The organism is Micromonospora globbae (genome assembly GCF_036184225.1).
Lineage (GTDB): Bacteria > Actinomycetota > Actinomycetes > Mycobacteriales > Micromonosporaceae > Micromonospora > Micromonospora globbae.
Map to the genome: position 1 here is coordinate 3,752,093 of NZ_CP108084.1, position 25,307 is coordinate 3,777,399.

Annotated in this window: 30 protein-coding genes; 8 read left to right on the forward strand and 22 right to left on the reverse strand. The window is 68.3% G+C overall.

Translation table 11 applies throughout. From position 1 onward, the window contains the following. Positions 1 to 189: 189 nt before the first annotated feature. Positions 190 to 336, forward strand: a complete 147-nt coding sequence (locus tag OG994_RS16585) for a hypothetical protein (RefSeq protein WP_328850248.1) — start codon at positions 190 to 192, stop codon at positions 334 to 336. Here OG994_RS16585 and OG994_RS16590 read toward each other — a convergent pair. After that, entirely contained in the window at positions 323 to 541 is a 219-nt protein-coding gene (locus OG994_RS16590; RefSeq protein ID WP_328850249.1) for a winged helix-turn-helix domain-containing protein, read from the reverse strand. The genes OG994_RS16585 and OG994_RS16590 overlap by 14 nt on opposite strands. 221 nt (positions 542 to 762) lie before the next feature. Between OG994_RS16590 and OG994_RS16595 the strand changes: the two genes are divergently transcribed. Both OG994_RS16595 and OG994_RS16600 read left to right on the forward strand, forming a co-directional pair. After that, the gene (locus OG994_RS16595) at positions 763 to 966 is read left to right on the forward strand and encodes a hypothetical protein (RefSeq protein ID WP_328850250.1); all 204 of its coding nucleotides are present in this window, start codon (positions 763 to 765) and stop codon (positions 964 to 966) included. A gap of 15 nt (positions 967 to 981) precedes the next feature. Then, entirely contained in the window at positions 982 to 1,182 is a 201-nt protein-coding gene (locus OG994_RS16600; protein WP_328850251.1) for a hypothetical protein, read from the forward strand. 66 nt (positions 1,183 to 1,248) lie between these two features. Here OG994_RS16600 and OG994_RS16605 read toward each other — a convergent pair whose 3' ends face one another. The 18 genes from OG994_RS16605 to ligD form a co-directional block, all read right to left on the reverse strand. Then, on the reverse strand, positions 1,249 to 1,764 hold the full coding sequence (locus OG994_RS16605) for a hypothetical protein (RefSeq protein WP_328850252.1): 516 nt from the start codon (positions 1,762 to 1,764) through the stop codon (positions 1,249 to 1,251). Positions 1,765 to 1,768: 4 nt separating this feature from the next. Further along, positions 1,769 to 2,515: a hypothetical protein gene (locus tag OG994_RS16610; RefSeq protein ID WP_328850253.1), complete on the reverse strand. Its 747-nt coding sequence runs from the start codon at positions 2,513 to 2,515 to the stop codon at positions 1,769 to 1,771. Further along, positions 2,512 to 3,591 carry a DUF5047 domain-containing protein gene (locus OG994_RS16615; RefSeq protein ID WP_328850254.1) on the reverse strand — a complete coding sequence of 360 codons (1,080 nt, stop codon included), beginning with the start codon at positions 3,589 to 3,591 and terminating at the stop codon, positions 2,512 to 2,514. Before OG994_RS16615 ends, OG994_RS16610 begins: the two co-directional genes overlap by 4 nt. Continuing rightward, positions 3,588 to 5,444 (reverse strand): hypothetical protein, encoded by a 1,857-nt coding sequence (locus OG994_RS16620; RefSeq protein WP_328850255.1) that lies wholly within the window; start codon positions 5,442 to 5,444, stop codon positions 3,588 to 3,590. Before OG994_RS16620 ends, OG994_RS16615 begins: the two co-directional genes overlap by 4 nt. Further along, positions 5,444 to 7,132 (reverse strand): hypothetical protein, encoded by a 1,689-nt coding sequence (locus OG994_RS16625; protein ID WP_328850256.1) that lies wholly within the window; start codon positions 7,130 to 7,132, stop codon positions 5,444 to 5,446. Before OG994_RS16625 ends, OG994_RS16620 begins: the two co-directional genes overlap by 1 nt. A 3-nt stretch (positions 7,133 to 7,135) precedes the next feature. Further along, the gene (locus OG994_RS16630; RefSeq protein WP_328850257.1) at positions 7,136 to 7,591 is read right to left on the reverse strand and encodes a hypothetical protein; all 456 of its coding nucleotides are present in this window, start codon (positions 7,589 to 7,591) and stop codon (positions 7,136 to 7,138) included. A 156-nt stretch (positions 7,592 to 7,747) separates the two neighbouring features. Further along, positions 7,748 to 8,053: a hypothetical protein gene (locus OG994_RS16635; RefSeq protein ID WP_328850258.1), complete on the reverse strand. Its 306-nt coding sequence runs from the start codon at positions 8,051 to 8,053 to the stop codon at positions 7,748 to 7,750. A gap of 11 nt (positions 8,054 to 8,064) precedes the next feature. Next, positions 8,065 to 8,448, reverse strand: coding sequence for a hypothetical protein (locus OG994_RS16640; protein ID WP_328850259.1), 384 nt, complete (start codon positions 8,446 to 8,448; stop codon positions 8,065 to 8,067). A gap of 26 nt (positions 8,449 to 8,474) precedes the next feature. After that, positions 8,475 to 8,828: a hypothetical protein gene (locus tag OG994_RS16645; protein ID WP_328850260.1), complete on the reverse strand. Its 354-nt coding sequence runs from the start codon at positions 8,826 to 8,828 to the stop codon at positions 8,475 to 8,477. Then, positions 8,828 to 9,421: a hypothetical protein gene (locus tag OG994_RS16650; protein ID WP_328850261.1), complete on the reverse strand. Its 594-nt coding sequence runs from the start codon at positions 9,419 to 9,421 to the stop codon at positions 8,828 to 8,830. Before OG994_RS16650 ends, OG994_RS16645 begins: the two co-directional genes overlap by 1 nt. A 19-nt stretch (positions 9,422 to 9,440) precedes the next feature. Further along, complete coding sequence (locus OG994_RS16655) at positions 9,441 to 9,659, reverse strand: hypothetical protein (RefSeq protein ID WP_328850262.1); 219 nt, start codon at positions 9,657 to 9,659, stop codon at positions 9,441 to 9,443. A 34-nt stretch (positions 9,660 to 9,693) separates the two neighbouring features. Beyond that, complete coding sequence (locus tag OG994_RS16660; RefSeq protein WP_328850263.1) at positions 9,694 to 12,666, reverse strand: HK97 family phage prohead protease; 2,973 nt, start codon at positions 12,664 to 12,666, stop codon at positions 9,694 to 9,696. 18 nt (positions 12,667 to 12,684) lie between these two features. Further along, a complete protein-coding gene (locus OG994_RS16665) occupies positions 12,685 to 14,205 on the reverse strand; it encodes a terminase (RefSeq protein ID WP_328850264.1) in 1,521 nt (506 codons plus the stop codon). Positions 14,206 to 14,901: 696 nt separating this feature from the next. Continuing rightward, positions 14,902 to 15,264 (reverse strand): hypothetical protein, encoded by a 363-nt coding sequence (locus tag OG994_RS16670; RefSeq protein ID WP_328850265.1) that lies wholly within the window; start codon positions 15,262 to 15,264, stop codon positions 14,902 to 14,904. A 204-nt stretch (positions 15,265 to 15,468) separates the two neighbouring features. Continuing rightward, positions 15,469 to 16,686, reverse strand: a complete 1,218-nt coding sequence (locus OG994_RS16675; RefSeq protein ID WP_328850266.1) for an RNA-binding protein — start codon at positions 16,684 to 16,686, stop codon at positions 15,469 to 15,471. A gap of 630 nt (positions 16,687 to 17,316) precedes the next feature. Further along, positions 17,317 to 17,589: a hypothetical protein gene (locus OG994_RS16680; protein ID WP_328850267.1), complete on the reverse strand. Its 273-nt coding sequence runs from the start codon at positions 17,587 to 17,589 to the stop codon at positions 17,317 to 17,319. A 95-nt stretch (positions 17,590 to 17,684) separates the two neighbouring features. Continuing rightward, complete coding sequence (locus tag OG994_RS16685) at positions 17,685 to 18,614, reverse strand: tyrosine-type recombinase/integrase (protein ID WP_328850268.1); 930 nt, start codon at positions 18,612 to 18,614, stop codon at positions 17,685 to 17,687. Between the two features lie 53 nt (positions 18,615 to 18,667). Continuing rightward, positions 18,668 to 19,708 carry a non-homologous end-joining DNA ligase gene (gene ligD, locus OG994_RS16690; protein ID WP_328850269.1) on the reverse strand — a complete coding sequence of 347 codons (1,041 nt, stop codon included), beginning with the start codon at positions 19,706 to 19,708 and terminating at the stop codon, positions 18,668 to 18,670. A 47-nt stretch (positions 19,709 to 19,755) separates the two neighbouring features. On the opposite strand from ligD, the gene msrB reads away from it, so the two are divergent. After that, entirely contained in the window at positions 19,756 to 20,160 is a 405-nt protein-coding gene (gene msrB / locus OG994_RS16695; RefSeq protein ID WP_120329372.1) for a peptide-methionine (R)-S-oxide reductase MsrB, read from the forward strand. 64 nt (positions 20,161 to 20,224) lie between these two features. Here the strand turns inward: msrB and OG994_RS16700 are convergent, their stop codons facing one another. From OG994_RS16700 to OG994_RS16710, 3 genes are all read right to left on the reverse strand, one after another. Continuing rightward, positions 20,225 to 20,794 (reverse strand): DUF305 domain-containing protein, encoded by a 570-nt coding sequence (locus OG994_RS16700; protein ID WP_240032994.1) that lies wholly within the window; start codon positions 20,792 to 20,794, stop codon positions 20,225 to 20,227. Between the two features lie 74 nt (positions 20,795 to 20,868). After that, on the reverse strand, positions 20,869 to 21,609 hold the full coding sequence (locus OG994_RS16705; RefSeq protein WP_120329371.1) for a lytic polysaccharide monooxygenase: 741 nt from the start codon (positions 21,607 to 21,609) through the stop codon (positions 20,869 to 20,871). Between the two features lie 102 nt (positions 21,610 to 21,711). Further along, entirely contained in the window at positions 21,712 to 21,987 is a 276-nt protein-coding gene (locus OG994_RS16710) for an isoamylase early set domain-containing protein (protein WP_120329370.1), read from the reverse strand. 160 nt (positions 21,988 to 22,147) lie between these two features. Between OG994_RS16710 and OG994_RS16715 the strand changes: the two genes are divergently transcribed. The 4 genes from OG994_RS16715 to OG994_RS16730 all read left to right on the forward strand — a co-directional run bounded on the left by OG994_RS16715 (position 22,148) and on the right by OG994_RS16730 (position 25,193). Continuing rightward, the gene (locus OG994_RS16715) at positions 22,148 to 22,408 is read left to right on the forward strand and encodes a Prokaryotic metallothionein (protein WP_120329369.1); all 261 of its coding nucleotides are present in this window, start codon (positions 22,148 to 22,150) and stop codon (positions 22,406 to 22,408) included. 172 nt (positions 22,409 to 22,580) lie between these two features. Beyond that, positions 22,581 to 23,582, forward strand: a complete 1,002-nt coding sequence (locus OG994_RS16720) for a DMT family transporter (RefSeq protein WP_328850270.1) — start codon at positions 22,581 to 22,583, stop codon at positions 23,580 to 23,582. Further along, entirely contained in the window at positions 23,537 to 23,992 is a 456-nt protein-coding gene (locus OG994_RS16725; RefSeq protein WP_120329367.1) for a GNAT family N-acetyltransferase, read from the forward strand. The genes OG994_RS16720 and OG994_RS16725 overlap by 46 nt, the downstream gene beginning before the upstream one ends. Positions 23,993 to 24,119: 127 nt before the next feature. Then, the gene (locus OG994_RS16730; protein WP_120329366.1) at positions 24,120 to 25,193 is read left to right on the forward strand and encodes a lytic polysaccharide monooxygenase auxiliary activity family 9 protein; all 1,074 of its coding nucleotides are present in this window, start codon (positions 24,120 to 24,122) and stop codon (positions 25,191 to 25,193) included. Positions 25,194 to 25,307 lie beyond the last annotated feature (114 nt).

Consider the following 25,307-nt stretch of genomic DNA (forward strand, 5'->3'; position numbering starts at 1 on the left):
GGCATCTTCGGGGTGCCAGCGGCTAAGCGTTGTGCATGACCAGGGAAAACACGGCCCTACGGCGAGCGTGGAACCGGAGGTTATCCGGAGAGTTCCGGGCCTCCCCGAGCGCGGATCTGGAGCCGTCGCATGTCCATCTTGTCTCTTGTTCAGCCCCGCCGGTCGAAGCCATCCCCCGTGTTCCGGGAGATGACGAACGTGGTCCTCAACATCGGGGGCAAGTACCCCGACGCGATGCGGCTGCTGGTCCGCCAGTTGGCCGCCTCCGGTGACCTGCCGGAGGGTGAAGCCACCGCACTGCTGGCGATGATCCCCGCCCCGGTCAGCCGCCGGTGACGTAGTAGCCGCTGCCGGGGATGGACTCCACCACCCCGGCAGCCTTCAACCGTTCCATGGCGATCCGCACGGTCATCCGGGAGATGCCGTACTGCTCGATCAGTTCCGAACTGCTGGGCAGCTTGTCACCGGGACCGAACTCACCCGAGGCGATCCGATCCTTGATTGCGGTGATCAACTTGTCAGTCTTTGTCTGGGCAGGCACCACTGTCTCCCTGGCAGGATTCGCCGAGTTGACCATGCCCTTGCCTCCACCGTCAATCATCACCTGGGATACCCGGCGATCCAGCCTTGACCGTGCATACCCGGGTATGCCAGATTCGGCCACGGGACGCTCCCTGGCAGGAATGTCCCTCCTAATCCCCTGCGGGGGCCGGTGAACGGGGTTCCCGGCCCCTGCGGGGGTCCGGATGACAGGAGTTCACGTTGCAACCCGGCCACCCTCAACCCGTCCCCAGCACCCCCGACCAGCAGGCCCGCGCGGGACTGTTCCGCGCCGGCCAGGTGGCCCTGTGGGTGTGGATCGTGCTGTCGCTGATCCCGATCCTGCTGATCCTGGCCTGCTGCGGCCTGTGCGGCTTCGGCAGCGTCATCGGGGCCGTCACCCCCACCCCGTCCCCCAGCTACTGACCCTGCGAGGCAGCGATGGTCAACCCGAACCTGCCGGAAATCCTCACCCGCGTGCCGTACTTCGTGGAGCAGGCCTCCTACTGCGTCAGCTACCACGACCGGAATCTGTGCCCTGAGTGCACCGACACCGGCTGTGTCCGCCTGGACGAGGCAGCCACCGTCCTGGCGGAGTACCGGGCCCAGCGTTCCGCCCGCTACCGACTCACCGCCACCTGACCCACACCCTGAACAAGCAACCGCCCCCGGTGCCGTCACCCGGGGGCGGTTGCGTCTGTGGGCCCGTCAGCCCCGGATGTAATCCACGTAGATGTACGTGGGCATGAACGAGCCTTCGCGGCGCAGGGTGCCGGTGCCCACGTCCCGCTGGAGGGTGAGGTGGAACGTCTTGTTCCCGGTCGCGGGGGCGGTGTACTCGCCTTCCATCGAGCATGGGGTACCGGCGGCACCCGGGTTCACCAGGTACCACGAGTCACCGACCAGTTCCGAACCGCTCACCGTGTCCTCACGGATGCGCACGAACGCCCGGTCACCGGAGGCGGTGGTGCCGACCCGGGTGACGTACCGGATGCGGTAGATCCGGCCCGCCACGAGGGGTGCGGTGATCGACCCGATGGACGTTTCGGTGGTGGTAACGGAACCGGAATCGCCGGTCACCAGCTGCGTAGCGATTCGGGAACCGGACACCCGGCCGCTGGTGATCAGGTCGTTCACGCTGTCGGCGAGGGCCTGAAAGTGTTCCCACATCCGAGCGTGACCGGTCGAGGCCGGGTAGGTGATTCCAAGACTCGTGGTCGGCATCGTCTTATCCTCTCTGCCATGAAATTGTCAGCGTGAATGCCGGTGACCACGTGCCGCGACCGGCGAACCGCGCATACGGGGAACCGTCTGCATCAAAGAATGCGATTCCTCCTGCTGTTCCGTCCACCATTGCCTGCGCCCACGAATCGGGAATGGTGAACGTGGTGGTGGAATCGACAGCAATAGACGGCCCCGATGTGCTGGAAGTCAGCGTCGGGGCTCCCGCCGGCCTGGTGGCGTTCGTCATCAAACGCATCGTGGTGGCCTGGGCGGCGAAAGCACCGCCCCTCACCCGGCGGACCTTGATGGTGGCTGAGGTGACCGTCGCACCGTTCAGGCTGCGCGGCTTCGACCCGTAGAACACGCAACCGGTGTGGTTACCCCAACCGCCGTACTCACCCTGATACACGTCGGTGTTGTCGGTGCGCCACCCGAAGTTCGGCCGGTACGACCGGGTTTCCACCGGGGACACGACCAGCGTTCCGGTGGTGATGACCGGCTTCGGCGGTGGCGGCGGCATCGGGTCCACCGCCTGCGGCGCGGCCTCGAACACCCGGGCCACCGCCACCCACTGGGAGCCGATCCGCTGGACGACAAGCACATCCCCGGAAGCGACAGTCACGTCCCGGGCCACCCGAACGGTGGTGGAGATCCCGTTGATCGTGGCGGGGACGGTGCCGGACGACTTGGAGGCGGTGGCGGTGGCGAACAGTGCCCCAGTGCCGGTCAGGATGTGGCTGGGTTGCGTCACGTCAGGCTCCTCACCGTCAACGTCTGCGACCCGCCACCAGCCTTGTACGGCAGCGTCAGGGCCTCGATCACGCACGGCAGGTCCGTGTACTCGTCGGCGGTGACCAGCACCCGGTCACCGGTTTGGAGGGCCGGGTTCGGCACCATCTCCACCTGGAACTCCCGGCCGGTGGCCCGCCGTGCCCGCTCCCGCCGCGTCCGGGCCGCAGCGGCACACTGCGCCTCGGTGGTCAGCAGCGGCGAGTAGAACAGGTCCGGCACCGGCAGCGGGTTGAACGCTCCCCCGTACGCCTTCGGCCCGCTGAACTCGTACGCCACCGCCTGGAGCTGCCCCCCGTCCGGGGCGGTACCCCGGGCCACGAACGCGTTCACGGCACCGTCACGGGTGGACGAACCCGACGCGGTGATCACCGTCCCGCCAGCCCCATCGGTCAGCGTCAGGACCGGGCTGGATTCCGCCTCCGCCGGGAACACGGACAGATAGCCGTCCTCGGTGACCCGGTAGTCGGCCCCCAGGCTGTCAGTGACCTCCTGAACGGCTGCCATGCGGTCCTCGTCCCAGTTCATGGCGTCGGGGACGGGACGGTCCGTCAGAGCCGAGTCGAACACCACCGTCAGGGCAGGTTCCACCAGTGCCCGCAGCGTGGAGAACAGGGTTCCGGACGGGTTGAACGGGGACACGAACCGGGCCTCGTGGATCAGGTACAGCAGGCCCGCAGCCTGGACGTTCACCGCGTCCCCCGACGCCTGCGAGTCGGTGATGACGAACCAGCCGCGCTGGAACCACTCAGTGACCCCGTTACCGATGTCGATGCCCAACTGGACCCGCAGCCGCTGCCCGTTCGCGGCCAGGGGGTGATCGTCGGTGACCGGTGACCACGACTCGCCCCGGTACCGGCGGGGCACGGTCAGGGTGACCCGCTCCGGCACGTTGGACCGCCGGTCGGTGTCCTCGAACGCGGCGTCCACCGGCACGGAATCGGACAGCAGTTCCGACCCCAGCCACGACTCGACCATGATCCGGCGGCGGTGACTGCGGGTCAGCGCGGACAGGGCAGCGTCGGACAGTTCGATCATGCCGACCACTCCGCCTGGGCGATGTCCAGCAGGGTCGGGAAGCCGTTCGCTAGGTCATATAGCGCCGACCCGGTTTCCACCGTCAGGTAATCGACGTAGATCAGGTCTGAGGTGGTGATTTCCTCGTCTGGATCGTCCTGGGAAATCCTGAGGCGGATGGATGCAGCCCCGGGTGGGGCTACGTTCGTGAACGTCAGAGTCGTCCACTCCCCGGGGGGCAGCATCTCCGGCGGGGATGGGTCCCTCGTACTGAGGATGAACCCGCCACCTGAGTCGAGCCAGTCCCCTTGAAGGAAAACGCTCTGGTCGAACCAGCCGAGCGGGCTCATCACACGCGCCGTCACGGTGTAGCGATTGTCCGCACTCACCGGAACGTCGGGCGGCTGAATGAAAACACTTCCCGCGCCGGTAGGGGTACTGCGCAGTGACCCGTCGCCAGCCTCAGAGGGGGCGGCAACCCGAGCCAGAGTGGCCCTGGTGGCCGTCCAGCCCTCCGTGGTGTTCGTGAATGTGTAGCTGGTGACCATGGTCGGCTCGGCCGGGTATGCGTCCGCAATGTCCTGGAGGGTGTACCCCCGGGCCTCCACCGTCAGGGCCCACGGGTCGGTTTCCACCGCGTCCACCGCGATGATCCGCCGCTGATCCGTGCCGTCCTGGCTGAACCGACGCTCAGTCGCCCCGACCACCGACACGTACGAGTCCACCCCGTCGTAGCCACCCGGCTGACGGATCTGTACCACACCTTCCGTGGCGTCGGTCAGGACCGTCATCAGGTTGTCCCGCTGCGACGTGGACTCCGTGACGAACTCGATCGTCCCGTCGAACTGGCCCCAGTCGTCGGTCACGACCACGTTGCGGCCACCCACCTGGAAGCGGGACGAGGGGCGGCCGTACCGCTTCTCATCCCACGCCAGGATCACCGCCTGGGCGGCCAGGCCACTGATCGCGTCGGTGACCACCGGCAGGCCCCCGGACAGGGTGTACGTGGTCGACCCGGTGACGTACTCCAGGACACCGTTGACCACCGCCAGGTACGACACGGGCACCCCGAACGGCATCTCCGCGTCCAGGACCAGGAACGAACTGTCCGTCAGGGACTCGCTGGACCCGGCCCGCAGCAGGGTCCGCTCGCCCGCCACAACTCGGTACACCTCGATCGAATCGCCGACGCCCGGGCCGGTGACGGTCACCAGGGCCCGGGGCGGGTACACATCCTGCGTGTTGACGGTGATCTCCGTCGGGATCGCGGAGAAGTTGTCCCAGTGAATGTCAATGAACTCGTTTGTGTTGCCCGCCTCCCGACGGGAGGCGACGCCCGCCTGATCCCCGGTAGCCAGCGATGAGTCGGTGATGGTCACATGCCAGGTGGATGGTTCCAGGTCGCCCACCTTCCAGGCCTTCGCCCGGACCGTCGAACCGACCACGTTGATCGCGGTCGTCCACATGTTGCCGGCCGCGTGGGTGCCGACGGTTACGGACGAGGACACCATTGACAGCGAGCCACCCACCCGCTTGTACAAGGCGACCGTCGTGGTGCCGGTAGTTCCGATGCCGAGCAGGGCCGCGTAGTAGTTGCTCGGGTCGGTCATGCGGGCCAGCACCCAGGAGGAGACGCCACCCCCAAGCGGATTGACCGGCACCGTCACCGTCGACTTGACCGTCTGGTCGGAGCTCCCCACCGTCAGAAAGCTGTGGTGCAGAACGTTTTCGACCAACTGCAAATGCTCACCCCTGCCGCCCCAGACGGAGTAGTCGGAGGCGTCACCACCGGACGTGGACCACACCTGTCCCGACGTTGCGCTACCCCAGCCGTTGGAGACGGTCCGGTCGAACGTGTCACTGACTACGGGCATTACCGCCTCCCCACCCGCGACCGGAACTCCCGGCGACGCTCGTTCGCCTCGATCGCCTCGGTCGTGTACTCCCGGAACGGCTCGCCATCCAGCAGCACGTTCACCGTCGACTGCACCCGCGTCGGGCCGCCCGTGCGGTAGGTGCCACCGCCGGCCGCAGCGAACGACGGGCCGGCAGCGAACTGGGCAGCCGTCGCAGCGGGGGCCCAGGACTGGATGCCGGAGAACTTCGACGCTGCGGCAGCCGCAGCAGCAGCCGCAGCGGCACCAATCGAGGAACCGATGTTGATGGCCCGGCTGCGGGCACCCGAAATCGCCCCGATGAGGGCGTTGACGAAGCGCTGGCCGATGGACGCCCCGGCGGAGGCCATCCGGCCCGCCAGGGCCCCGATGAGGGCCCCAGGCAGGCCCTTGAGGGCGTCGATGGCCTTACCGGGCAGCTTCTTCAACTGGGCGGCAGCCTTGTCGCCGGCCATCTTGAAGATCCGGTCCATGGCTGCGGCAACCTGCTTCTCCAGCCACGGCTTAGCGGTGCCGTTCCACCACGGCACCACCTTTTCGTTCCACACCCGCTTGATCGCGGCCCACGCCTCATCCCAGACGGTGCGCAGGAAATTCCGCAGCGGCCCCCACGTGTTCCGAATCGCCGTAACGAGGTTCGCAAACTTGGTACGGACCTCCTGGTCCGTCTTGGCTGCCGCGAACTCCTCCAGGGCCTTCCAGACGTTACGGATCGCGGCACCCAGGGGCCCCCAGGCCTCCTTGAGTCGCTTCACCGCCCCGGACCCGCCGTCGAGCCAGGTCACCAGCTTCGAGAACAAGCCACCGCCGGTCATCTCCAGCAGGCGCATCAAATTGACCTGCGCACCGAAGATGACGTTCAGCCCGGACAGCAGCGGACCCAGCAGCTTGAGCGGACCCGCAGCCAGCAGGGTCAGGGCACGGGTGGTGTTCTCGATGACCTTCGGATTCGACAGCAGGGTCCGAATGAAATCGCCGATCCACTTTCCGACGGTCGGTAGCGCCGACGCGAGGCCCTTAAACGCGGCGGTCACCCCGGGCATGGATGACTTGAGGGCCTTAACCACTTCGACCAGGACACCGCCGAACGCATTCGACAGCAGCGGCGGAATCGGGGCGAGCCACTTGAAAATGGACCGGAAATCCGGTGCCAGTTTCCGAACGAGGCCACGGACGATTCCCAGCGCAGAAACAAACGGGCCGACCAGAGGCTGCGCAGCCTTCGTCAGAACCTTTTGAATATCCGTTCCGGTGCGGGTGAACGCGGCCTTTACCCGCTTGTTTTCCTTGAGGACCAGGGCACCGATAGCGAGAATGCCACCGCCAACCCCCAGGGCCATTGCGGCGACAATTGCGGCACCCAGGGCCGGCGCCCCCGCGACAATGACACCGAGCATGGCCTTGAGGGACAGGCCCATAACAGCCTTCGCCTTAGCGTCGAGGCCATCGAAAATGCCGGAGAACTTGCCCTTTACCTTCCCGGTGATGGAGGTGATCCGGGACGCGAAACGACCAATGGCGGTGTTACTTCCACCGTCGATTTCCTGGTTGGTCTTTCGGACATCCTCACGCAGGTTCTGGAAGTTCTTCCGGGCGGAACGGGTGGCCCGCTCGGTCCGGTCGACACCAACGATGGGGATTTCCACGTCACGCGCATTCGCGGCCATTGTTCACCCCCTCCGAATCGTGTCGAACGCATTGTTCGCGGCCCGGACGCAGGCGTCCCGCCACTGGTCGATTTCCGTTGCCGGGCCGGTGAAGAATCCCGCCCGGACGGCTTGGGTGTGCCACTGGCCGGCACCCCGCCGGCCCCACGACGGGTGCCGAACCCGCCCCTGGTCCAGGCGGCGAATGTCGGACCGCTTCCCGCTGGCGGAGTTCCGGCCACCCCGCAGGGTCACCCGCACGGTCCGGCGGCTGATCTGCACCTTCGCGGTGATCCGGGTCTTCGCCGTCCACCGGTTCAGGCCACCCCGGGCGGGCAGGTCCGTCAGGGCCCGCTTCCGGATGGCCTTACGGACGGCGGGAACCGGCTTCCGGAACTCCGTACGGAGCTGCTTGACCACCTCGCCGCGACGGTTGAAGTTGTTCAGGTCGCGGATCAGGTCATCCAGGTTTCCGGTCACCGGTTCACCCCCTTTATCGGTTGTTGGCGGCCCGCTTTTCGGCCCACCGTTCCTCTTCCAGAATTTCCGCCAGGGTCGCTATCTGCCTGGGATGCCAGGTCATCAGTTCACTCAGCGGCATTCCGGTTCGCCGGGCCAGCATCACGTACGTGTAATTCACTGACCCGGGATAGAAGGGTCCTCGGCATTCGCCGGGACTTCCGACTCCTCGTCATCCAGGGGACCCGCCTCCACGCACTTCGCGTCGAATTCGGGCCACTTGAGGGTGGTGAGTTGCTGCCGGGTCATCGCGGACCAGGCAAGGAACCGCAGCATTCCCATACTCAGCTTCTCTTCCATCTGAGCGGCGGGGAATCCGAACGGCTGAACCTCGAAACGGGCAATATCCCGCTGGTCCGCGACAACCTTGTACGTGGAACCGTCTTCCATTTCCACGCCCAGCTCAATGATCAGTGACGGCATGATCTGATCCTTTACACGGCGATTCCGAAAACCGGCTGACCCTCAACCGGAAGTTCCACCTCGAACGTGCGGAACGCACCCTGCTCCCCGCCGAATTCGACAGGTACGCAGGTGACCGTGACGGTGGCGGTGTCCTCGCCGGTGCCCAGCTTCGGGGTGAGCACCATCTCCACCTTCTGGCCCGCGTTGTCGGTCAGGAACTTCGCCAGACCATCCGCCTTGTAGCTCTGCACACCGGACAGTTCCAGCGTCCACACAGTCGAATCCACGTCCGTGATCGCGCCGTCCGGGACGAGAGTCCGCAGAGTCTGAATCGGGGTGTCCGGGACCAGCCGGGCCCGGGTCACCTGATTCGCGTACTCCACCTCGTCAATGAGGACCGAGGCGTTCCGCATAACGTGGGCGTTACCGTATGCCGGCATCATTCACCCCTCATGGTGATTTCAATGGCCGGCATCGCTCCGGCACTCGTTGCCACTTGCACCGGTTCGATTCGATCCACGAACCCAACCGAAAGATGCGAATACTCCAGGGCCTGCGCCAATTCCTCAGCGTGAGAATCCAGCCAGTCCGCTGCGTCCTGTTCGTCATTCGGCAGGACCACCGTCACCGTCCAGGTCACCTCGAACACCGAGGCGGGGCCCCGATCCAGGGACGCCACGAACGGCCACCCGTCGCCTGGGGACACCACCGAGGGTCGCTTCGGGTAGCCGGTCACCCCGTCCACCAGGGACAGAGCAGCCGCGATGTTGGCCCGGTCACCAGTGAGAGACATCAGCCGATCACCAACCTGCGGTGCGGGGCCTCCAGGCGGCGAACCTCCGGGTCGCGGCCTGGAAGAACCCCCGTGCTGATCTCCGAGTCGCCCTGCGGGATCGCCAGCGGCAACTGGCGCATAGCCAGGTTCCGGGCGACCCGCCGCAGCAGGGCCTGACGCAGATCCGGCGGGTACACGCCACCGACCCGGCACACCGCCCGCTGCGCCGCAGCCTCCGCGTCCAGGGCGTCCTGGATCGTCTCTTCGCTGTGACTGGTGGCCCCCAGGTACTCCACGACATCCGCCACGACGGGCATGCCGGTCCCGGCGGTGGTCGCGTACACGAACGCGGCGAAGTCCACCGCGTCGTCGGAGGTTGTCACCCGGGCCACGTACCGGCCGGCAGAACCGACCGTGTAGGCGGCCCGGTACCGGCCGGTGGTGACCGCCTCGATGGTCGGGTTCGCCACCGTGCCGGCCGGGAGGGTGACCACCACGGCCGGGGTCGCGGACGCCAGGTAGCCGTCGAGGTTGCGGTACTCAACCTCGATAACCCACTGCCCGCCGACCGGCAGCAGCGTGGACACGCTGGACAGGGCCCGCAGTCCCATGATGGTCACCCCCTCTCAGTTACTTGCGCTTCCGGCTGATCCAGAACACGTGGTCCTCGGTCGGGTACTGGCCCTTGGGCCGGTCCTCCTTGAGGACCGTCGCCCGGATGGACATGTGGTCGATCTCGACCCGGACCACCCGGTTCGCCTCCAGGCCGAGGCTCTGGAGCAGGTCATTCACCAGCCCCCAGGGCACAAAGCCCCGGCGAACCTCGTTCTGGGTCGGCGTCTCAGTCATGTCAGTCCCTTCCGGTGACGGCAGTCGGTCAGGATCAGGTGGTGGTGTCGTAGATGACCTGCCGAACGCCCGCGATGTCGGAGCAGGCGAACGCCTTGTAACCCCAGATCGCCAGGTCGACCATCGCCACCGGGGCGTAGTCGCCGGCCGCGTCGGTGCCCGGGAACTCCAGCCGCTGCGGCGAGGTGGCCCAGCCGTGCACGGTCGACGGGTCGAACAGCCACGAGTTGTTCGGGCTGCCGGCCGTGGTGCCCTGCGACAGGGCCCACGACGGGACACCGGTCACGCCACCCAGGTCGAGGGTCCGGAACCGGGTCTGGGCGGTGCCGTTGGCGTTCTGCGGGGCCACGATCGGGTACAGGACCCGGCCGGAGGTGTCCCGGGCGGCCACGAACGCCTTGTACAGGTACGACTCCAGGGCCAGGGCCTCGAAGTCGTAGTTCCGGACGAACTGGAGGTCCGCCAGGGCCGCATCCCAGGCAGCCGCCAGGGCCTCGTCGGTGGCACCGGCAGTCAGGGTGATGTCGGTGGCGGCGGTGAGGGTGTTCAGGAACGTGGCGGTGGCGTTCTCCAGACCCTCCCGGTAGCCGCGAACCATCTGGTTGAAGATGAGCGTCGACACGGCTGGGTTGCCGCCCATGTCCCACACCTCACGGGTGATCGACGCCTTACCGCTGATCGCGGACGGGGTGACCGTCTGGGAGGTGGTGGTGAGGGTGCCCGACGCCGGTTCGGTGCCCTGGGTGTGGTCACCGACGAGGCCCGACGCGGTGTTGAACTTCGGGAACATGAACGGCTGGATGCCGTTGGGCGGAGCACCCTTGTTCACGAAGTTCCACAGCGGGGTCCGGTAGTCCCGCTGGTCGACGTACATGTCCGGCCGCTGGATGGTCGGGTTGAGGGTGCCCACGTCAGTGCTGTCCACGTCGAACGCCGCACGCAGCAGGCCCATGACCCGCTTGCCGGCCTCGGTCCGGTCGCCGTACTGGTCGTTCGCCAGGGCCATCGAGTGCAGGTCGGCGGAGAACACGTGCTCCGTCGGGAGGAAGTTGCCGCCCCGGTCGAACCGGTACGGAAGTGCCTCGTTGACGAACGTCGCGGCTGCCCGGGTCGGGTTGACCACCGGGCGGGTCTCCGCCTCGATCAGCTTCGTGTCGGCGGGAACGGCGAGGCTGCCGCCCCGCTTCTCCAGCCACGCGGAGAACATGGCCTCCAGGTTGTCCGGCGCAACGGCCGGGGCGGCGGGAGCCTGCGGCTCAGTCGTCGCGTCGGTCATCTCATTCCCCTCATCTCGTGCCGCCTTCACCGACGTGAGGCGGGAGTCATCGAAAGCGGGCATCGCGGTCAGCGACACCTCACGCAGCGCGGCCCGCTTCACCAGCCAGGTCCCCGGGTTGTCCGGGTCCTTCGTGAAGGCGTCGTCGGTGAAGTCCACGCCGATCGACAGGCCATCCAGCACCCCATCGGCGGCCAGGGCCAGGGCCTCATCCCCGGCGGCTCCGCGGGCGATCTTGAACGTGGCGACGAGGCCTTCCGGGGTGTCCACCAGCCGCGATGCGTAGCCCAGGGGCTGGGTGTGGTCGTGGTCGCGCAGCAGCTTCACCCGCTTCTCCGCAGACCAGCGGATGGAGCCACGGGCGAAACGCCACTGCCGGCCCTGATTGCGGGCCACCTTCCCGTACGGCACCGCCAGGCCGGTGATGGTGCGGGACTCCTCGTCCACGGAGAACGTGCTCTCCGGCATGTCCTCGAACGTCATCCCCGACTCACGGGCCAGGGTCAGCCGGGCCCGCTCAGAGGCCTCCACCGCCTCGGTGTCGATGGCCGGTGCCGGGGTAGGCGCCGGGGTCAGTTCCCGCTTCTGCTGCGGGGTGAGGGCCGGCAACCGTTCCTCAGCGCGGATCTCCTCCACGGTGATTGCCCCCATGTTCTTGGCAACCTCGTACGTCTTCCAGCGGGTCATCGGGTCGGCCCGCAGGTAGTCATCCAGGTCGAACCGGACCGTGTAGCCACGCTTCGTCACGTCCGGCATGGACAGTCGCTGCTCAATAGCCCGCATGTACGGGGCCATGACGCCGTTGATCCGGTCGTAGCGGCGATCAATCGCGTTCTGGTAGGTGCGAGAGGTGGTGCTAATGCCCATGTCCTCCGGGTCCAGCCCGATCGCGTTGGCGATTTCCAGGGTGACCTGACGCAACTGTTCGGCCAGTTGCATGTCGGACGGAGACATCACGTCCACGGGGTGGTATTCGAGGGCCGCCGGAATGTAGGCGGTGGCCCCCTGCTGCCGGGCCCGCTTCCACTGGAGCAGAATCTCCGTGACCCGTTCGTCGGCTGCTGGGTCAGCCTTTTCCGACGGGGTGAAGTAATCCAAGGGACGCGGGTTCTCCGCGTACATCACCGCAGCCTTGTCAAGTGCCAGGGCCCGACGGATAACGCGACCCGCGACCTTGAGCAGACCGGGGTTCAGGGAGTCGAACCGGATCAGTTCGTCCCACGGGACTTCCACACCGTCCACGTACACCTGGGCCCCGCGCGGGTCGATTCCCGACGGCAGCGGGGCCGGGGTGCGACCGGTGGCCGGCTGAACGGTCACGGAGGTGACGTCCAGGTGCCGGGCCCGGGTCGGGTAGCCGTCGGCCCCGAACCCGGTGATTCGCCACCACGACACACCCTCGAACAGCAGGTCTTCCAGGGTCTGCGACAGGGTGACGGAGTTGGCTACGTCCGGGTCGATCTGCTCGAACAGCGGATGCCGGACCGGGTTGTTGTCGGGGCCGTACAGGACCAGCGGCAGGGTGGAGATTTCCCCGCAGATCAGGTTCCGGCCCCGCTGGACGGCGGGGACGCTCAGGGCCTCCAGGCGTCCGATTCGCGGGGCCGGGCTGTCGCCCATAAGCAGCCGGAACATCTGGTCGATAGGCTGCGGTTGCGATTCTGCGGAAAATGTCGCAGGAAGTGCAGGAATGGTAAAGGCACGCTTTACCGATTCCCAAAACCGTGCCACGAATGGAACTGTAACCGACTAAACGATGATTAGGCGAGGCTTCCCCACCGGGGTGGGCAGCGTCTTTGCCAAGTGAACCGCGCCGGCAGCCGCATATGCGGCGTCACAATGACCCTCCCCCTTGCGGTTAAAACGCCACACATCCCCATTCCACAGCTTTTCAGCGGCGAGAATGTGCGCATTTAACAAAGGATCGTCACTGTGCAGAACCTGACCCGCGTCCACCAAATCCGCCAGGCCCATGCACACCGCCGAAACTTCCGCCCGGATCTCCTCGACCGTGCAACTGGCCGGGAACGGCGACACCCGGCCCGGACGTTCCTTGAGATCCGCTGCCAGGGCAGCCGCCGGGCCGTTCGGAATCCACCCCAGAGCCTGCGGGCCCACACGCTTCACCCACCCCGGCAGGTCCCGGCGTAGCTGCTGGGTGGCCGTAGCTCCATCCCAGGCGGCAACGACCTTCACCCGAACCCGGCCATCGGCCATGACCGCCGCAGCGGCCAACGTGGCGTGTCGCCGGTTCGGGGCCACGTCAACACACAGGGCCACCCGGGAACGGGCCTCGGAGAGGCTTCCAGGCTGGTTCCCGGCGGCCCACGCCTGCGGGTCCACGGCAGCGTCCAGAGCCGACACCCGCTGGCACATGATCTCCGTCTTGAACCCGGCCAGTTCCTCCCCACCGGCCTCCACGGCCCGATGAGCGTCCGCCAGCAGCGATTCCGCGCGCAGCCGGTACCCCAGGTTCGGGTTCGCCTGCGCCAGGGCCTCCAGGTCCAGCGGCGAGGCACCGTCCGGCGCGGACCACTCGAAGAACCCCAACTCCGGGTCGATGACGTTGCCACCCAGGGCCTGAATGCCGGTGTCCCGCAGCGAGTTGAGAACGATCGACTTGTCCTCGCCCTGGTTGGTGATCAGCCACGCCTGGGCTTCCGGGCGGGCGTTCATGGCCGGCATCGCCGCGTTCCAGGCCACGTAGTCCCGGTGTTCCCGCAACTCATCGATGATCAGGCGGTCGATGCTCAGACCACGGCCACCCTTGCGGTTCGCGGCAGCGATCTTGTACTTCCCGCCGGTCGTCAGGCGCAGGTGCGGATCGTTGTTGCCCCGTAGCACCGCCTCGATCTGCTCAGACAGGAAAGGCACCGCGCGGGCCATCTCAATGGCCCCCTCCCACGCCTCACGGGCCGTGGAAAGGTTCGATGAGGTGCCCAAAACCATCTGCCACTGCTCAACGAACAGCCAATAGAGGGCCAGGACTTTGAGTAGATGAGTCTTTCCGTTCTGGCGGGCCACGATGACCAGCACCTTGCGGAAACGGGGCCGCCCGTCCGGCAGCAGCTCCCCGCCGTGGATTACCAGGAACTGCTGCCACGGGTCCAGCGGCATCCGCAGCACGTCCCGGGCGAAATCAATGACCTCGAACCCGTAGCTGGTTTCTGGGGTCAGTTCCCTAAGCGGCGGGATCCAGAGTCTGGGTTCTACGTGCCCGCGCACGTCCCTGGAGGGCACGGAGGGCGTCTGCGGCAGCGTCAGTGCCAACCGGTCCACCCCCCTTTCCTGCTCCCGTCACACGGGCCGCTGGTGTCATCCGCAGGGCCGTCAGAACCGCCAGCAGTTTCGGCCCCACCTCCACCACCAATTCCGGGTTCTGATCAATAAGACTCGCATAATGCCGCCCCAATTCCACAGCGGCGGAATCCGCAGCCTCAATCTGGCTGTTTCGCAGCGATTCGGCGAAAGCCTCGCCCATTACGCCCATGATCGACTCCGATTCAGTGGATCTTGGAGAGGGAAAACAGAAAGGCTGGGGGGTGTGGCCGGGGACCCTTCACGGAAAAAACAGGGTTCATGGTCAGTCACCATTCGTCCCAGGGCAGCGGCCCAGGATCAGGTTTCGACTCAGGATCACCCACGAACTGGTTACACGGAGCACACGCAGCCTGGAGATACCGAGGATCATCCCCAGTCACCGACTTACCCAACACGTGGTGAACCTGCGTGGCAGTACCCAGACACCTACGCACCTCACCAGTGCGGGTGGTCCATTCCCCCGGTATCCGAATCTGGCACTCGAAATGGTCACGGGCCAGGATGTCCAGGCGCAGCTTCCGCCACGCCGTCGTGGAACCCGACGCCCATGCCTTACTCACAGACGCAATGATGCCGGGCCCCCACCCAATTGGACGAGGGCCCGGCATTCGCTAGTCAAGCGTCTATTCAGTTATGCGGATCAGCCTACTCACAGGACTGACCTTCCCGGTGGTAACGCACCGACGTGACACCCGGGCAGTAGGCCTCCAAATCGTCCGGGTGGTTGATCCGGTAGACCAGGCCGTGCCGGTTGGCGTAGTCGGCTGCCCAGACTTCCGCCTCGTCGGAGTCCAGGTACAGCCACGTGAACAGGTGCCGGACTCCGTGACGGACGGCCACGGTGGCGTGGTCGAGGCCCAGAATGTCGCAGCCGTCGCGGTGTGGCAGTACCCCGCAGGCACCGCACCGGTTCCGGGTGAGGCCGTGAGCGCAGGCGTGCACGTGCGGCAGGTGGCGGTATCCCTGGGTGGTGAGTGCCTTGATGGTGTCCGGGTAGCAGGTGAGCATGTTCAACTCCTCACATAGATGGCCTTGATGTGGGGGCATGTGGACATGTGGACACCCATGGACGCGGACTCTGGAAGTCTCGTAACCGAGAGTTACTGAATCCTCGGTTTCCCTTACGTTACGTAGAAGAGGAAGAGGATATTTTCAACTTTCAGATAGTTTCTGCGCGTCTCTGGATGTGGACGTCCACATGTCCACATGTCCTCAGTCAGAGACGTACCGGCACTTGGACTTACTCGGGTTCGCGTACTTGATCGCATCCATGCTGATCGCGTATTCGAGCGCCTCCGGGAAGATGTCCCGATCCCGGCCGCTGAGTCTGCGCCGCAGGTTCCCGGGGGTCTGCATGTCCTCTCTCTTCAGGTAACTCGTCAGCAGGGCCGCCACCCGTTCCACATTCGCGGCGTGGCTGTCCCGGACGTGATCCCGAATGGCGGCCTCACGAACGGCTGCGGCAAGGTTCCGTGCCTCTTCCCGCTGTCGCTGCTGATCCTGTCCCCACCGGATCAGGTCGTCGCGGACGGCCCGGGAGGTGTCCCAGACCATCAGGGATAGGTCCCAGTCCTCCTCGGTGACGTAGAACCGGCCGTCCAGGACAGCCAGCAGCGATGCGACCTTGCATCGCATCAGGGGTTCGTGGGCGTCGAGTTCCGGCGGTTCCACGTCGCCCCGTGCGTAAGCCCGGTTCCTGTGCCACAACTCGTCCTTGATTGGGTCGGCGAAGTCGATGACCACGTTCGGGATCGCGTCAACATCGCCGCTGAGCCATTCCCGGCCGTCCAGGTTGACCGTCAGTTCCCCGGGCCAGTTCATCCGGGTGTCGGGGATGCTCGGGTCGGTGGCGGACAGCCACAGGAACCGCTGGGGCGTCCCAGGTCCCGCGTCGGCGAGCAGCGGTTGGGCGGTGGACCGCTGGAACCCCATGACCATGCCGAGGCTGTAGGACCCCTGCGGCAGGATGCGGGTGGTTTCCTCCCGGGCGTTGGACTGCCCGATCAGTTCCCCGTTCCATGCCGAACGGATGGCCGGGCCGATGGTGGCGCCGGCCCGCTCGATGGTTTTGGTGAGCGTTTCGCCCTCGTCCACGTATACGAACACGTTGTGCCGGACCTGCTGGCGGACGCGGACCACCTTCGGCTTCCCGGTGATCTCGTTGATCTGGTTCTCGGTCACGGTGCCGTAGAACGCTTCCGCCAGGCCTTCACCGGACCCGAGGGGCAGCCCGTCACGGAACAGGTCGCCGTCCAGGTATCGGGGGCGTCGCAGCAGGTCCATGGAAACGCTCTTGCCGGTGCTTTTTCCTGCGGCGGATGCCCCGATCAGGGCGACGAACATGTTGAGGCTGCCCTTGCTGATCCCGGAGTCGAACCGCATGGTGTGCGGGATCATCGCGGACAGGCGGGCCAGGGTGACTCCGAACACCACGTCACCGGATCGGCCGCGACTGTGAGCTGCCTGCCGGATGTGTTGGAGGCTTTCCCGCTTCCAGAATTCCTCCGGGAGGTTCAGCCCGGTAGAATCGCCGGTAGCTGCGGTGCTGTGGGGGCCCCCCTGACCGGGGGCCTTTACCTTGTCACTCATTGCCGGTACCGCCGTTCTTAGCAGCGCGACGCTCCGCGGCCTTGCGCTTGCGGGCCTCACGGGCCTTTTGTGTGGCAGCCTTACGCTGTTCCGGCGTGGTGTTTTGCCAGCGGTACGACACGAGGATTCGGCCTAGTTCGCTGAGTCTGGGGTCGGTGCTCACCGGTGTGTTCTCCCGGATGGAAGGGATGGGACCTTTCCTCCCCAGAAAGGGCCTTACCTTCTGTCTTTCGGATATTTCTCCGTTCGACTGCGCAGTACATTAGCGAGCCTCTGGAATCCGCCGCAAGATCACGGATGTCCGTTGTGGTCCCTGATGAATCAGCATGATCACCGAAGATCCCAGAATTTTCCCCGGGCACGAGAAAGGGGCCCCGGGACAGGTAACCGGGACCCCTTCACCTCTGCGGTCGAATCAGCGAGACGACTGCGCAGTTACCGCCGACCCTCAGCCAGCACGGCCATTCGATTCTATGCCGCTTCGCCATTCTTGCGGGCCCGCCGGGCCTGCGCGGATTTGAGGGCCAGCCTCTGATACCAGGCCCGGCGCAGGTGTTCGGCCATCTCAGCGCGCCGCTGCGGGTCCGTCACTTCCGCCGGTACCTGAGCCTCGAATCGGTCGCGGAACGCCCGCCTGGCGGGTTCTGTGGCCGCCGTGCGGTCCACGGTGCGACCCCACCGCTCCGCCGCTGCGATGCGGGCGATGAGGCTGCGTTCTGCGGGCGACTTGTCGTCGCGGGTCATCCGACACCTCAAGGGGTCGGGGCACCCCGATGGTGCCCGTTTCTCACACCCGCGTGACGGTGCTCCTCTCCATCGCGGCGTAGATCATGATGCTCTTAGAGTCGGTCACCGAGGCGGAGCCGTCGGTGTTCCGCGTGGGCCCGCTCGATCTGAGTGGACCGGGCGTAGACGGACAGCATCGCGTCGGACCGCCACCCCATCACCGCCATCAGACCCCGCTCCGATCCTCCCTCGGTGAGCCAGCGGTGGGCGGCAGTGTGCCGGAAGGCGTGCGGGTGCACGTCGGGGACGCCGGCTGCTGCGGCCACCTGTTCCAGCCTCCACCTGATCCCGTCGGCGGACAGCGGGCCCCGTTCGGACAGGATCAGCCGGTCCGTGGTGTGTGCCTTCGGGTGGGCGGTCCGCATGCGCAGGTAGCGGTCCAGGGCCTGCCCCGTCTTGGCCCCGTAGGGCACCACCCGGGGCCGGTTGCCTTTCCCGGTGACGTAGATGATCTCCCGGTCCTGGTCCACGTCCTCGACGGTGAGCCCGGCCAGTTCGGACACCCGGATGCCGCAGTCGGCGAGGAACCGAATGATCACCTCGTCGCGGCGTCCGTCGAAGATGTGCCGGTCCCACACGCCGGCCCGTCCCCGGGGCCGGGAGCAGGCCTTGATGAGGCGGACCAGTTCGTCGTCGGTGAGGGTCCGGTTCGGTTTCTCCGCCGGGGCGGGCATCTCCACGCCGGTCGTCGGGGCCTTGTCGACTTCCCCTTCGGCTTCCAGCCACCGGCAGAACCGGCGCATGCCCCGTAGCCGGGTGCGCACGGTTTCGGTTTCGACCTTCTCCGACAGGTCTGCCAGCCAGGCGGTGATGGTGTGCCGGTTGAGGTTGTCCAGGGTTGCCGGGCGACCCTGGTTCTCCAGCCACTCGATGAAGAACCGGATCGACTGTCCGTACAGGACCAGGGTGCGGTCGGCTTTGCCTGCGGCGCGCAGGTGTCGCCGGAACGAGGCTGCCAGGTCGGCGATCAGCGGGGATGGCATGCGCTTGAGGTTATCCGGAGAGTCAGCGTTATGCTAACCGGGAGGTTCGCCGTTCAGGCGGTGTTTCCCCTGGTCCGGTCCCTGTCGCGGCTCGGTTGAACCCTCTTCGGCTCGCCGGGCATCTTCGGGTGGTCGGGCGGGTACGGCATGTCGCCCTGGCCGGCGGCCGCGTCGCGTTCGGCCCACTCCAGCAGCGGCGTGATGTCCCACGCCTCGTCGTCGATGCCGGCGTGCGGGTCGCCCCGCTCGGCGAGCCGGGCGGGGACGGTGGCCAGGTCGAAGTCGTCCGGGTCCACGTCGGGCAGCTCGTCCCAGGTGACCGGGGTAGAGACGGTGGCCCGGGCGTTGGCGCGCAGCGAGTACGCGCACGCGATCGTGCGGTCGCGGGCCATCTGGTTGAAGTCGACGAAGACGCGGGCGCCCCGCTCCTCCTTCCACCAGGAGGTGGTGACCAGGTCGGGCCGGCGCCGTTCGAGTTCCCGTGCCAGGGCGATGGTGGCCCGACGCACCTCGACGAACGTCCACCGGGGTTGGATGCGCAGGTAGACGTGCACACCCCGGCCGCCGGAGGTCTTCGGCCAGCCCGTGACGCCGAGTTCGGCGAGGAGGGCACGCAGCTCACCGGCGGCCGCCGCGGCGTCGGCGAAGTCGGTGCCGGGCTGCGGGTCGAGGTCGACGCGCAGCTCGTCGGGACTGTCGGTGTCGGCGGCGCGTACCGGCCAGGGGTGGAACACGACAGTGCCCATCTGGGCGGCCCACGCCACGTGGGCCAGGTCGGTGGGGCAGAGCTCGGCGGCCGTCCGCCCGCTCGGGAAGGTGATCTGGGCGGTCGACACCCAGGGCGGCACGCCCCGGGCCGGTACGCGCTTGGAGAAGAACGCCTCCCCCTCGACGCCCTCGGGGAACCGCTGCAACGTGGTGGGCCGGTCGCGCAGGGCGCGCATGATCCCGTCGCCCACCGCCAGGTAGTAGTGGAAGACGTCGGCCTTCGTGAAGCCCCGCTGGGGGAAGATCACCCGGTCGGGGCTGCTGAGGCGGACGGTGCGGCCGGCCACCTCGACCTCGGTGACCGTTGCCTTCGTGGTGCCACCCATCAGGCGACCATATGCGACGCGTGCGACGTCCGACGTACCGTTGACGGGTGAGTCTCGACGACACCGAACTGCCCCGCACCGAGGACGAGTGGCGCGTCCGGCTGACCCCGGAGGAGTTCCGGGTGCTGCGGGAGGCCGGCACCGAACGCCCGTGGACCGGGGAGTACGTCAACACCAAGACCCCCGGGGTCTACCACTGCCGGGCGTGCGGCCTCGAACTCTTCGCCAGCGACACCAAGTTCGACTCGCACTGCGGCTGGCCGAGCTTCGACGACGCCATCCCGGGGCGGGTGAAGGAGATCGAGGACCGCAGCCTCGGCATGGTGCGTACGGAGATCCGCTGCGCCCGGTGTGACAGCCACCTCGGGCATGTGTTCCGCGGTGAGGGCTTCACCCCGAAGGACACCCGGCACTGCGTCAACTCGCTCTCCATCCGGCTCGAACCCCGCTGAGCCCGCGGCCGGCACGCCTACCGGCGGGCACGCCCACCACCAGGCACGCCTACCCCGGGCACGCCTACCGGCCGGCGGGCTGCCCGGTCATGAGCCGCACCTCGGCGCTGCGGGACTGTTCGATGCGCCGCGCGAGGTCACGCACCCGCTCGTCGGTGCCGACGTCGAGATGCGCGCGGGCCAGGTCGGCCGCCGCGCGCTGGTGGGCGCCGAGCACCTCCCGCAGCGCCGCGTCGACCTCGGGGCCGGTGGCGTCGCGCAGCCGGGCGAGGTCGGCGGCGGACACGCCGTGGCCGGAGTGGTCGTGCCGGCTCGCCGGGTCCGGACCGGCGTTCCCCAACCAGGTGCGCATGGTCGCCAGCTCGTCGGTCTCGGTCGCGCCGACGGCGGCGACGAGCGTCCGCAGCTCGGGGTCGGTGATCCGGTCGCGGGTCAGCCGGACGATCTCCAGGGTCTGCTCGACGTGCGCCACCATCATGGTCAGGAACAGCCGGTCGACCCCGCTCAACGCGGCCGGGGACGCCGCGGGCGCCGACGGGGACGCGGCCCCGGACGCCGGGGGCGACACGGCCGGGCCGGCGGCGCACCCGGCGGCCAGCAGCAGGGCGACGAGTGGGACGGTCAGCCGGGTCACGCGGGTCTCCGGACGGGACGGGCAGGGGTACGGGGGCGCGGCGCGGCGTCGGGGCACCGGCCGCGCCCGTACCGTCAGACCTGGCTCCACAGCGCCGGCACGTTCGGCGGCTCCCAGCCGGTGATGGCGGTGTGCGCCTGCCGGCAGCGGTAGGTCGCACCGCCGTAGGTCACCTGGTCACCGACCTGGTAGGCGCGGCCCACCGTCCAGGTGCCGCCCGCCGGGGGTGGCGTGGTGGGGCTCGTCGTCGGCGTCGGCCGCGGGGTGGGCGAGGTGGTCGGTGTCGGGCTGGGTCCGGGGCCACCGCCGCCGATCTGCAGGTCGACGCAGGAGTAGAACGCGTTCGCGGTGTCGGCGATGTTCCAGATCGCGAGGACCTTCTGCCGGCCCGACCAGCCGCTCAGGTTCACCGTGTGGGTGACGGTGGCGCCGGGCTGCTGGCCGTTGCCGTTGAAGACGGCGACCCGGGTGTTGCCGATGTAGTACTCCCAGTTGCTGGTGGCGTGCCGGGCGGTGTTGATCCAGGTGAAGGTCACCGTGCTGCCGACCGAGGTGGCCGGCCAGCCCCGGCTGTCGTCGTTGAGGACGGCGAAGTGGGCGATGTTGGCGTGGCAGTTGCGCAGCCCCTTCGGCCCCTCGACGCTCTGCGGCTCGTACTTGATCTGGCCGCAGTCCGGGACCCGGTTCTGCGCGCAGAGCGCCTGCCGGCTCGGTGGCGACGACACGTAGCCGTGCGCCTGGGCGGGCGCCGCGACGGCGAGCGAGGAGACGACGGCGCCCGCCGCCACGATCGGGATGGTGACTCTTCGACGCATGGTGGCACCTCCGCAACCTGGGGGACGATGCCACCAACATAATTTAAAGTTTGTTAACAGTAAAGACCTCTATCAATAAAGTCATCGGCATACCTGGATGCCTCACACCACGAGCACGCAGCCCTGCTCGTCCACCCGGTCGGCCGTGTCGTCGTCGAGCCAGACCCCGCCGGTGGCCAGGTAGCGGAAGCGGTACTCCCCCGGCGCGAGCCGCACCGTGACCGTGCGGGTGCCGTCGCGCCGCGGTACCAGTTCGTGCCGGCCGGGCTCCCACCCGTTGAAGCAGCCCACGACGCTCACCGCCCCCGGGGGCGTGTCCCGGGGGAGGCAGAAGGTCACGCGGGTCTGGTTTCCGAAGAGCTTGCTGCGCTTGATCACGGAACACCTCCAGGGGCTCGGGGCGGTCTACCAGCCATAACGGGCGACACGCCGGAGCCGACACGCCGCCGGGTAGAGGCCGATCGGGCGCATTCGGACCCGAGGGGGCTCCGCCCTGCCGCACCCTGGGAGCAACTGTCGGCGATACCGGGGGGTTCCCATGGCGACCTGCGAGGTCTGCGGCAACGACTACTGGATGGCGTTCGAGGTGCGGACGGTCAGCGGGGACACGCACACCTTCGACAGCTTCGAGTGCGCGATCCACCGGATGGCGCCCATCTGCGAGCACTGCCAGATCAAGATCGCCGGGCACGGGGTCGAGGTCAACGGCCGCTTCTTCTGCAGCGGGCACTGCGCCCGCGCCGTCGAGGGCGCGCAGGGCGCGGAGATCCGCGACGCCGTCGGCGTACGGCCGGCCTGACGGCGGCCTACGGTACGGTCGTGCCATGCGGCCGTTCCCGGGCGTTCTGCCTCCCCCGCGCTCCTGACCGGAGCGCGCCGCCCCACGCCGACCGGTTGACCCGGCTCGGCCACCCCGCCGTGCGCTCCGCCGACGTCGTCCCCCGTCAGCGGCCCACCTTCGGAGCGCACACATGCCCGCTTCCCCTACCGCGCCGACCCTGCGTCCGGCGCCGGTCACGCCTGCCTCGCCCGCCCGCGCGGGCCTGATCCAGATCACCGTCGCCGGGGTGCTGTGGGGCACCACCGGCGTCGTCGTACACGCCGTCCACGACAGCACCGGCCTGAGCCCGGTCGGCATCGGCTTCTACCGCCTGGCGATCGCCGCGCTCGTCCTGACGGCGGTCACGGCGCCGCGGCTGCGGCAGACGCTCGCCGCGGTACGCGCCGCACCGCTGCCGCTCCTGGCCACCGGGATCGGGCTCGGCCTCTACCAGGCGCTGTACTTCGCCGCCGTGGCGCTCGCCGGCGTCGGCGTGGCCACCGTGGTCAGCCTCGGCCTGGCCCCGGTGCTCGCCGCCGCCTGGGAGTCCGTCCGCGCCCGCCGGTTGCCCGGGCGGCTCCGGCTGGCCACCCTCGCGGCCGCGGTTGCCGGCCTCGCCCTGATCACCGGGGCCTCGGCGGAACCCACCTCGGCGGCGCCCCGCCCCCTGCTGGGACTGCTCGCGGCGGCCGGGTCCGGTCTCGGGTACGCCGCCACGACCCTCGTGAGCCGGCACGTGTCCCGACGCACCGCGCCGATGGCGCTCACCACCCTCTCCACCGCGATCGGCGCGCTGGCCCTCGCACCCGTCGCCCTGACCGCCGGGCTGGCCGTGCCGGCGCGGCCCGACGTCGTGGCGCTGCTGCTGCACCTCGGGGTGGTCACCACCGCGGTGGCGTACGGGCTGTTCTACGCCGGGCTCCGGACCACCGAGGGCAGCGTCGCCGCGGTGGTCACCCTGGCGGAACCGCTGACCGCCGCGGCGCTCGCCGTCGCGCTGCTCGGCGAGCCTCTGCCGCTGCCCGTGATCGTCGGCGGAGTGCTGCTGCTCACGGCCGTGGCCGCCACGTACCTGACGCCCACGGTGCCGGAACCTACGATCGCAGGATGCCGCAGACGATCGAGGTCCGCACCGCCGCGTTCGCGGACCTGACCACCCGCACGTTCCACGACCTGCTCAAGCTGCGGATCGACGTGTTCGTGGTCGAGCAGAACTGCCCGTACCCGGAACTCGACGGCCGCGACGTCGAGCCCGGCACCCGGCACCTGTGGCTCACCGACGGCGAGGCGCCCCTGGCGTACCTGCGGATCCTGGCCGATCCGGGCGGCGTCGCCCGGATCGGCCGGGTGGTGGTGGCGCCGCGGGCCCGGGGTGCCGGGCATGCCGGCCGGCTGATGGCCGAGGCGCTGGCCGTGGTGGGCGAGCGGCCCTGCGTGCTGGACGCGCAGTCGCACCTCGTCGGCTTCTACGCCCGCCACGGCTTCGCGGTCGCCGGCCCCGAGTTCGTCGAGGACGGCATCCCGCACGTCCCGATGCGCCGCCCGGGCAATGCATTGACGTAGGCCGATCGATATGGGAGCCTCCTGAGCGGAGCCGGCGCTAGTAGCCGCGCGAGCACGGGTACGGGAGGGGCAACTCCCGGCCGTCCGGGCGCCGTCGTCGTTCGACCTCTTCCCCCCGGGGGCCCCTGTGTCCACTCCATTCCGATCACCACGTGTCCTGTGGCCGCTCGCCGTCGCGGCGGCCGCCGTCCTCCTGCTCACCACGGCCCTGGCCAACCCCGTCTCCGCGCACGGTTCCGTGGTCGACCCCGCCTCGCGCAACTACGGCTGCTGGCAACGGTGGGGCAGCGACTTCCAGAACCCGCGGATGGCCACCGAGGACCCGATGTGCTGGCAGGCCTGGCAGGCCAACCCGAACGCCATGTGGAACTGGAACGGCCTGTTCCGCGAGGGTGTCGCCGGCAACCACCAGGCGGCCATCCCCGACGGCCAGCTGTGCAGCGGTGGCCGCACCGAGGGCGGCCGGTACAACGCGCTCGACGCGGTCGGCGCCTGGAAGACCACCCCGGTCGCGAACAGCTTCCGCGTTCGCCTGTTCGACCAGGCCAGCCACGGCGCCGACTACATCCGGGTGTACGTGACCCGGCAGGGCTTCGACGCGCTGACCGAGCCCCTCGGCTGGGACGACCTGGAACTGGTCGGCCAGATCGGCAACACCCCGGCGTCGCAGTGGAAGCAGGAGACCGGCGGCGTGTCGATCGAGATCCCGGCGAACGCGCCGGGGCGCACCGGCCGGCACGTCGTCTACACCATCTGGCAGGCCAGCCACCTGGACCAGTCGTACTACCTGTGCAGCGACGTCGACTTCTCGGGCGGATCCACGCCGCCGCCCACCACGCCGCCCCCGACGACGCCGCCGCCCACCACTCCCCCGCCCACCACGCCGCCGCCGGCCGGCGCCTGCACGGCGACGTACCGCGTCACCGGCCAGTGGGCCGGCGGCTTCCAGGCGGAGGTGCAGGTGACCGCCGGCGGCTCGGCCACCCGGGGTTGGTCGGTGAGCTGGCGCTACGGCGACGGTCAGCGCGTCAGCTCCACGTGGAACGCCACGGTCGAGACCGACGGGACGCTGGTCACGGCGCGCAACGTCGGCTACAACGGCGCCCTCGCGCCGGGAGCGAGCACCACGTTCGGATTCCTCGGCACCTGGACCGGCGCCAACCCGGTGCCGGCCCCCGTCTCCTGTACGACCACCGGCTGAGTTCCCCGGATCCCCGGCCGGGGTCGCGCCCCACTGCCTCCGGGCGCGGCCCCGGCCGGCCTGCGGCCCGCTCCTCCCGGCCCGCGCCCTCCGGTGGCGCGCGCCCCGGCCGGC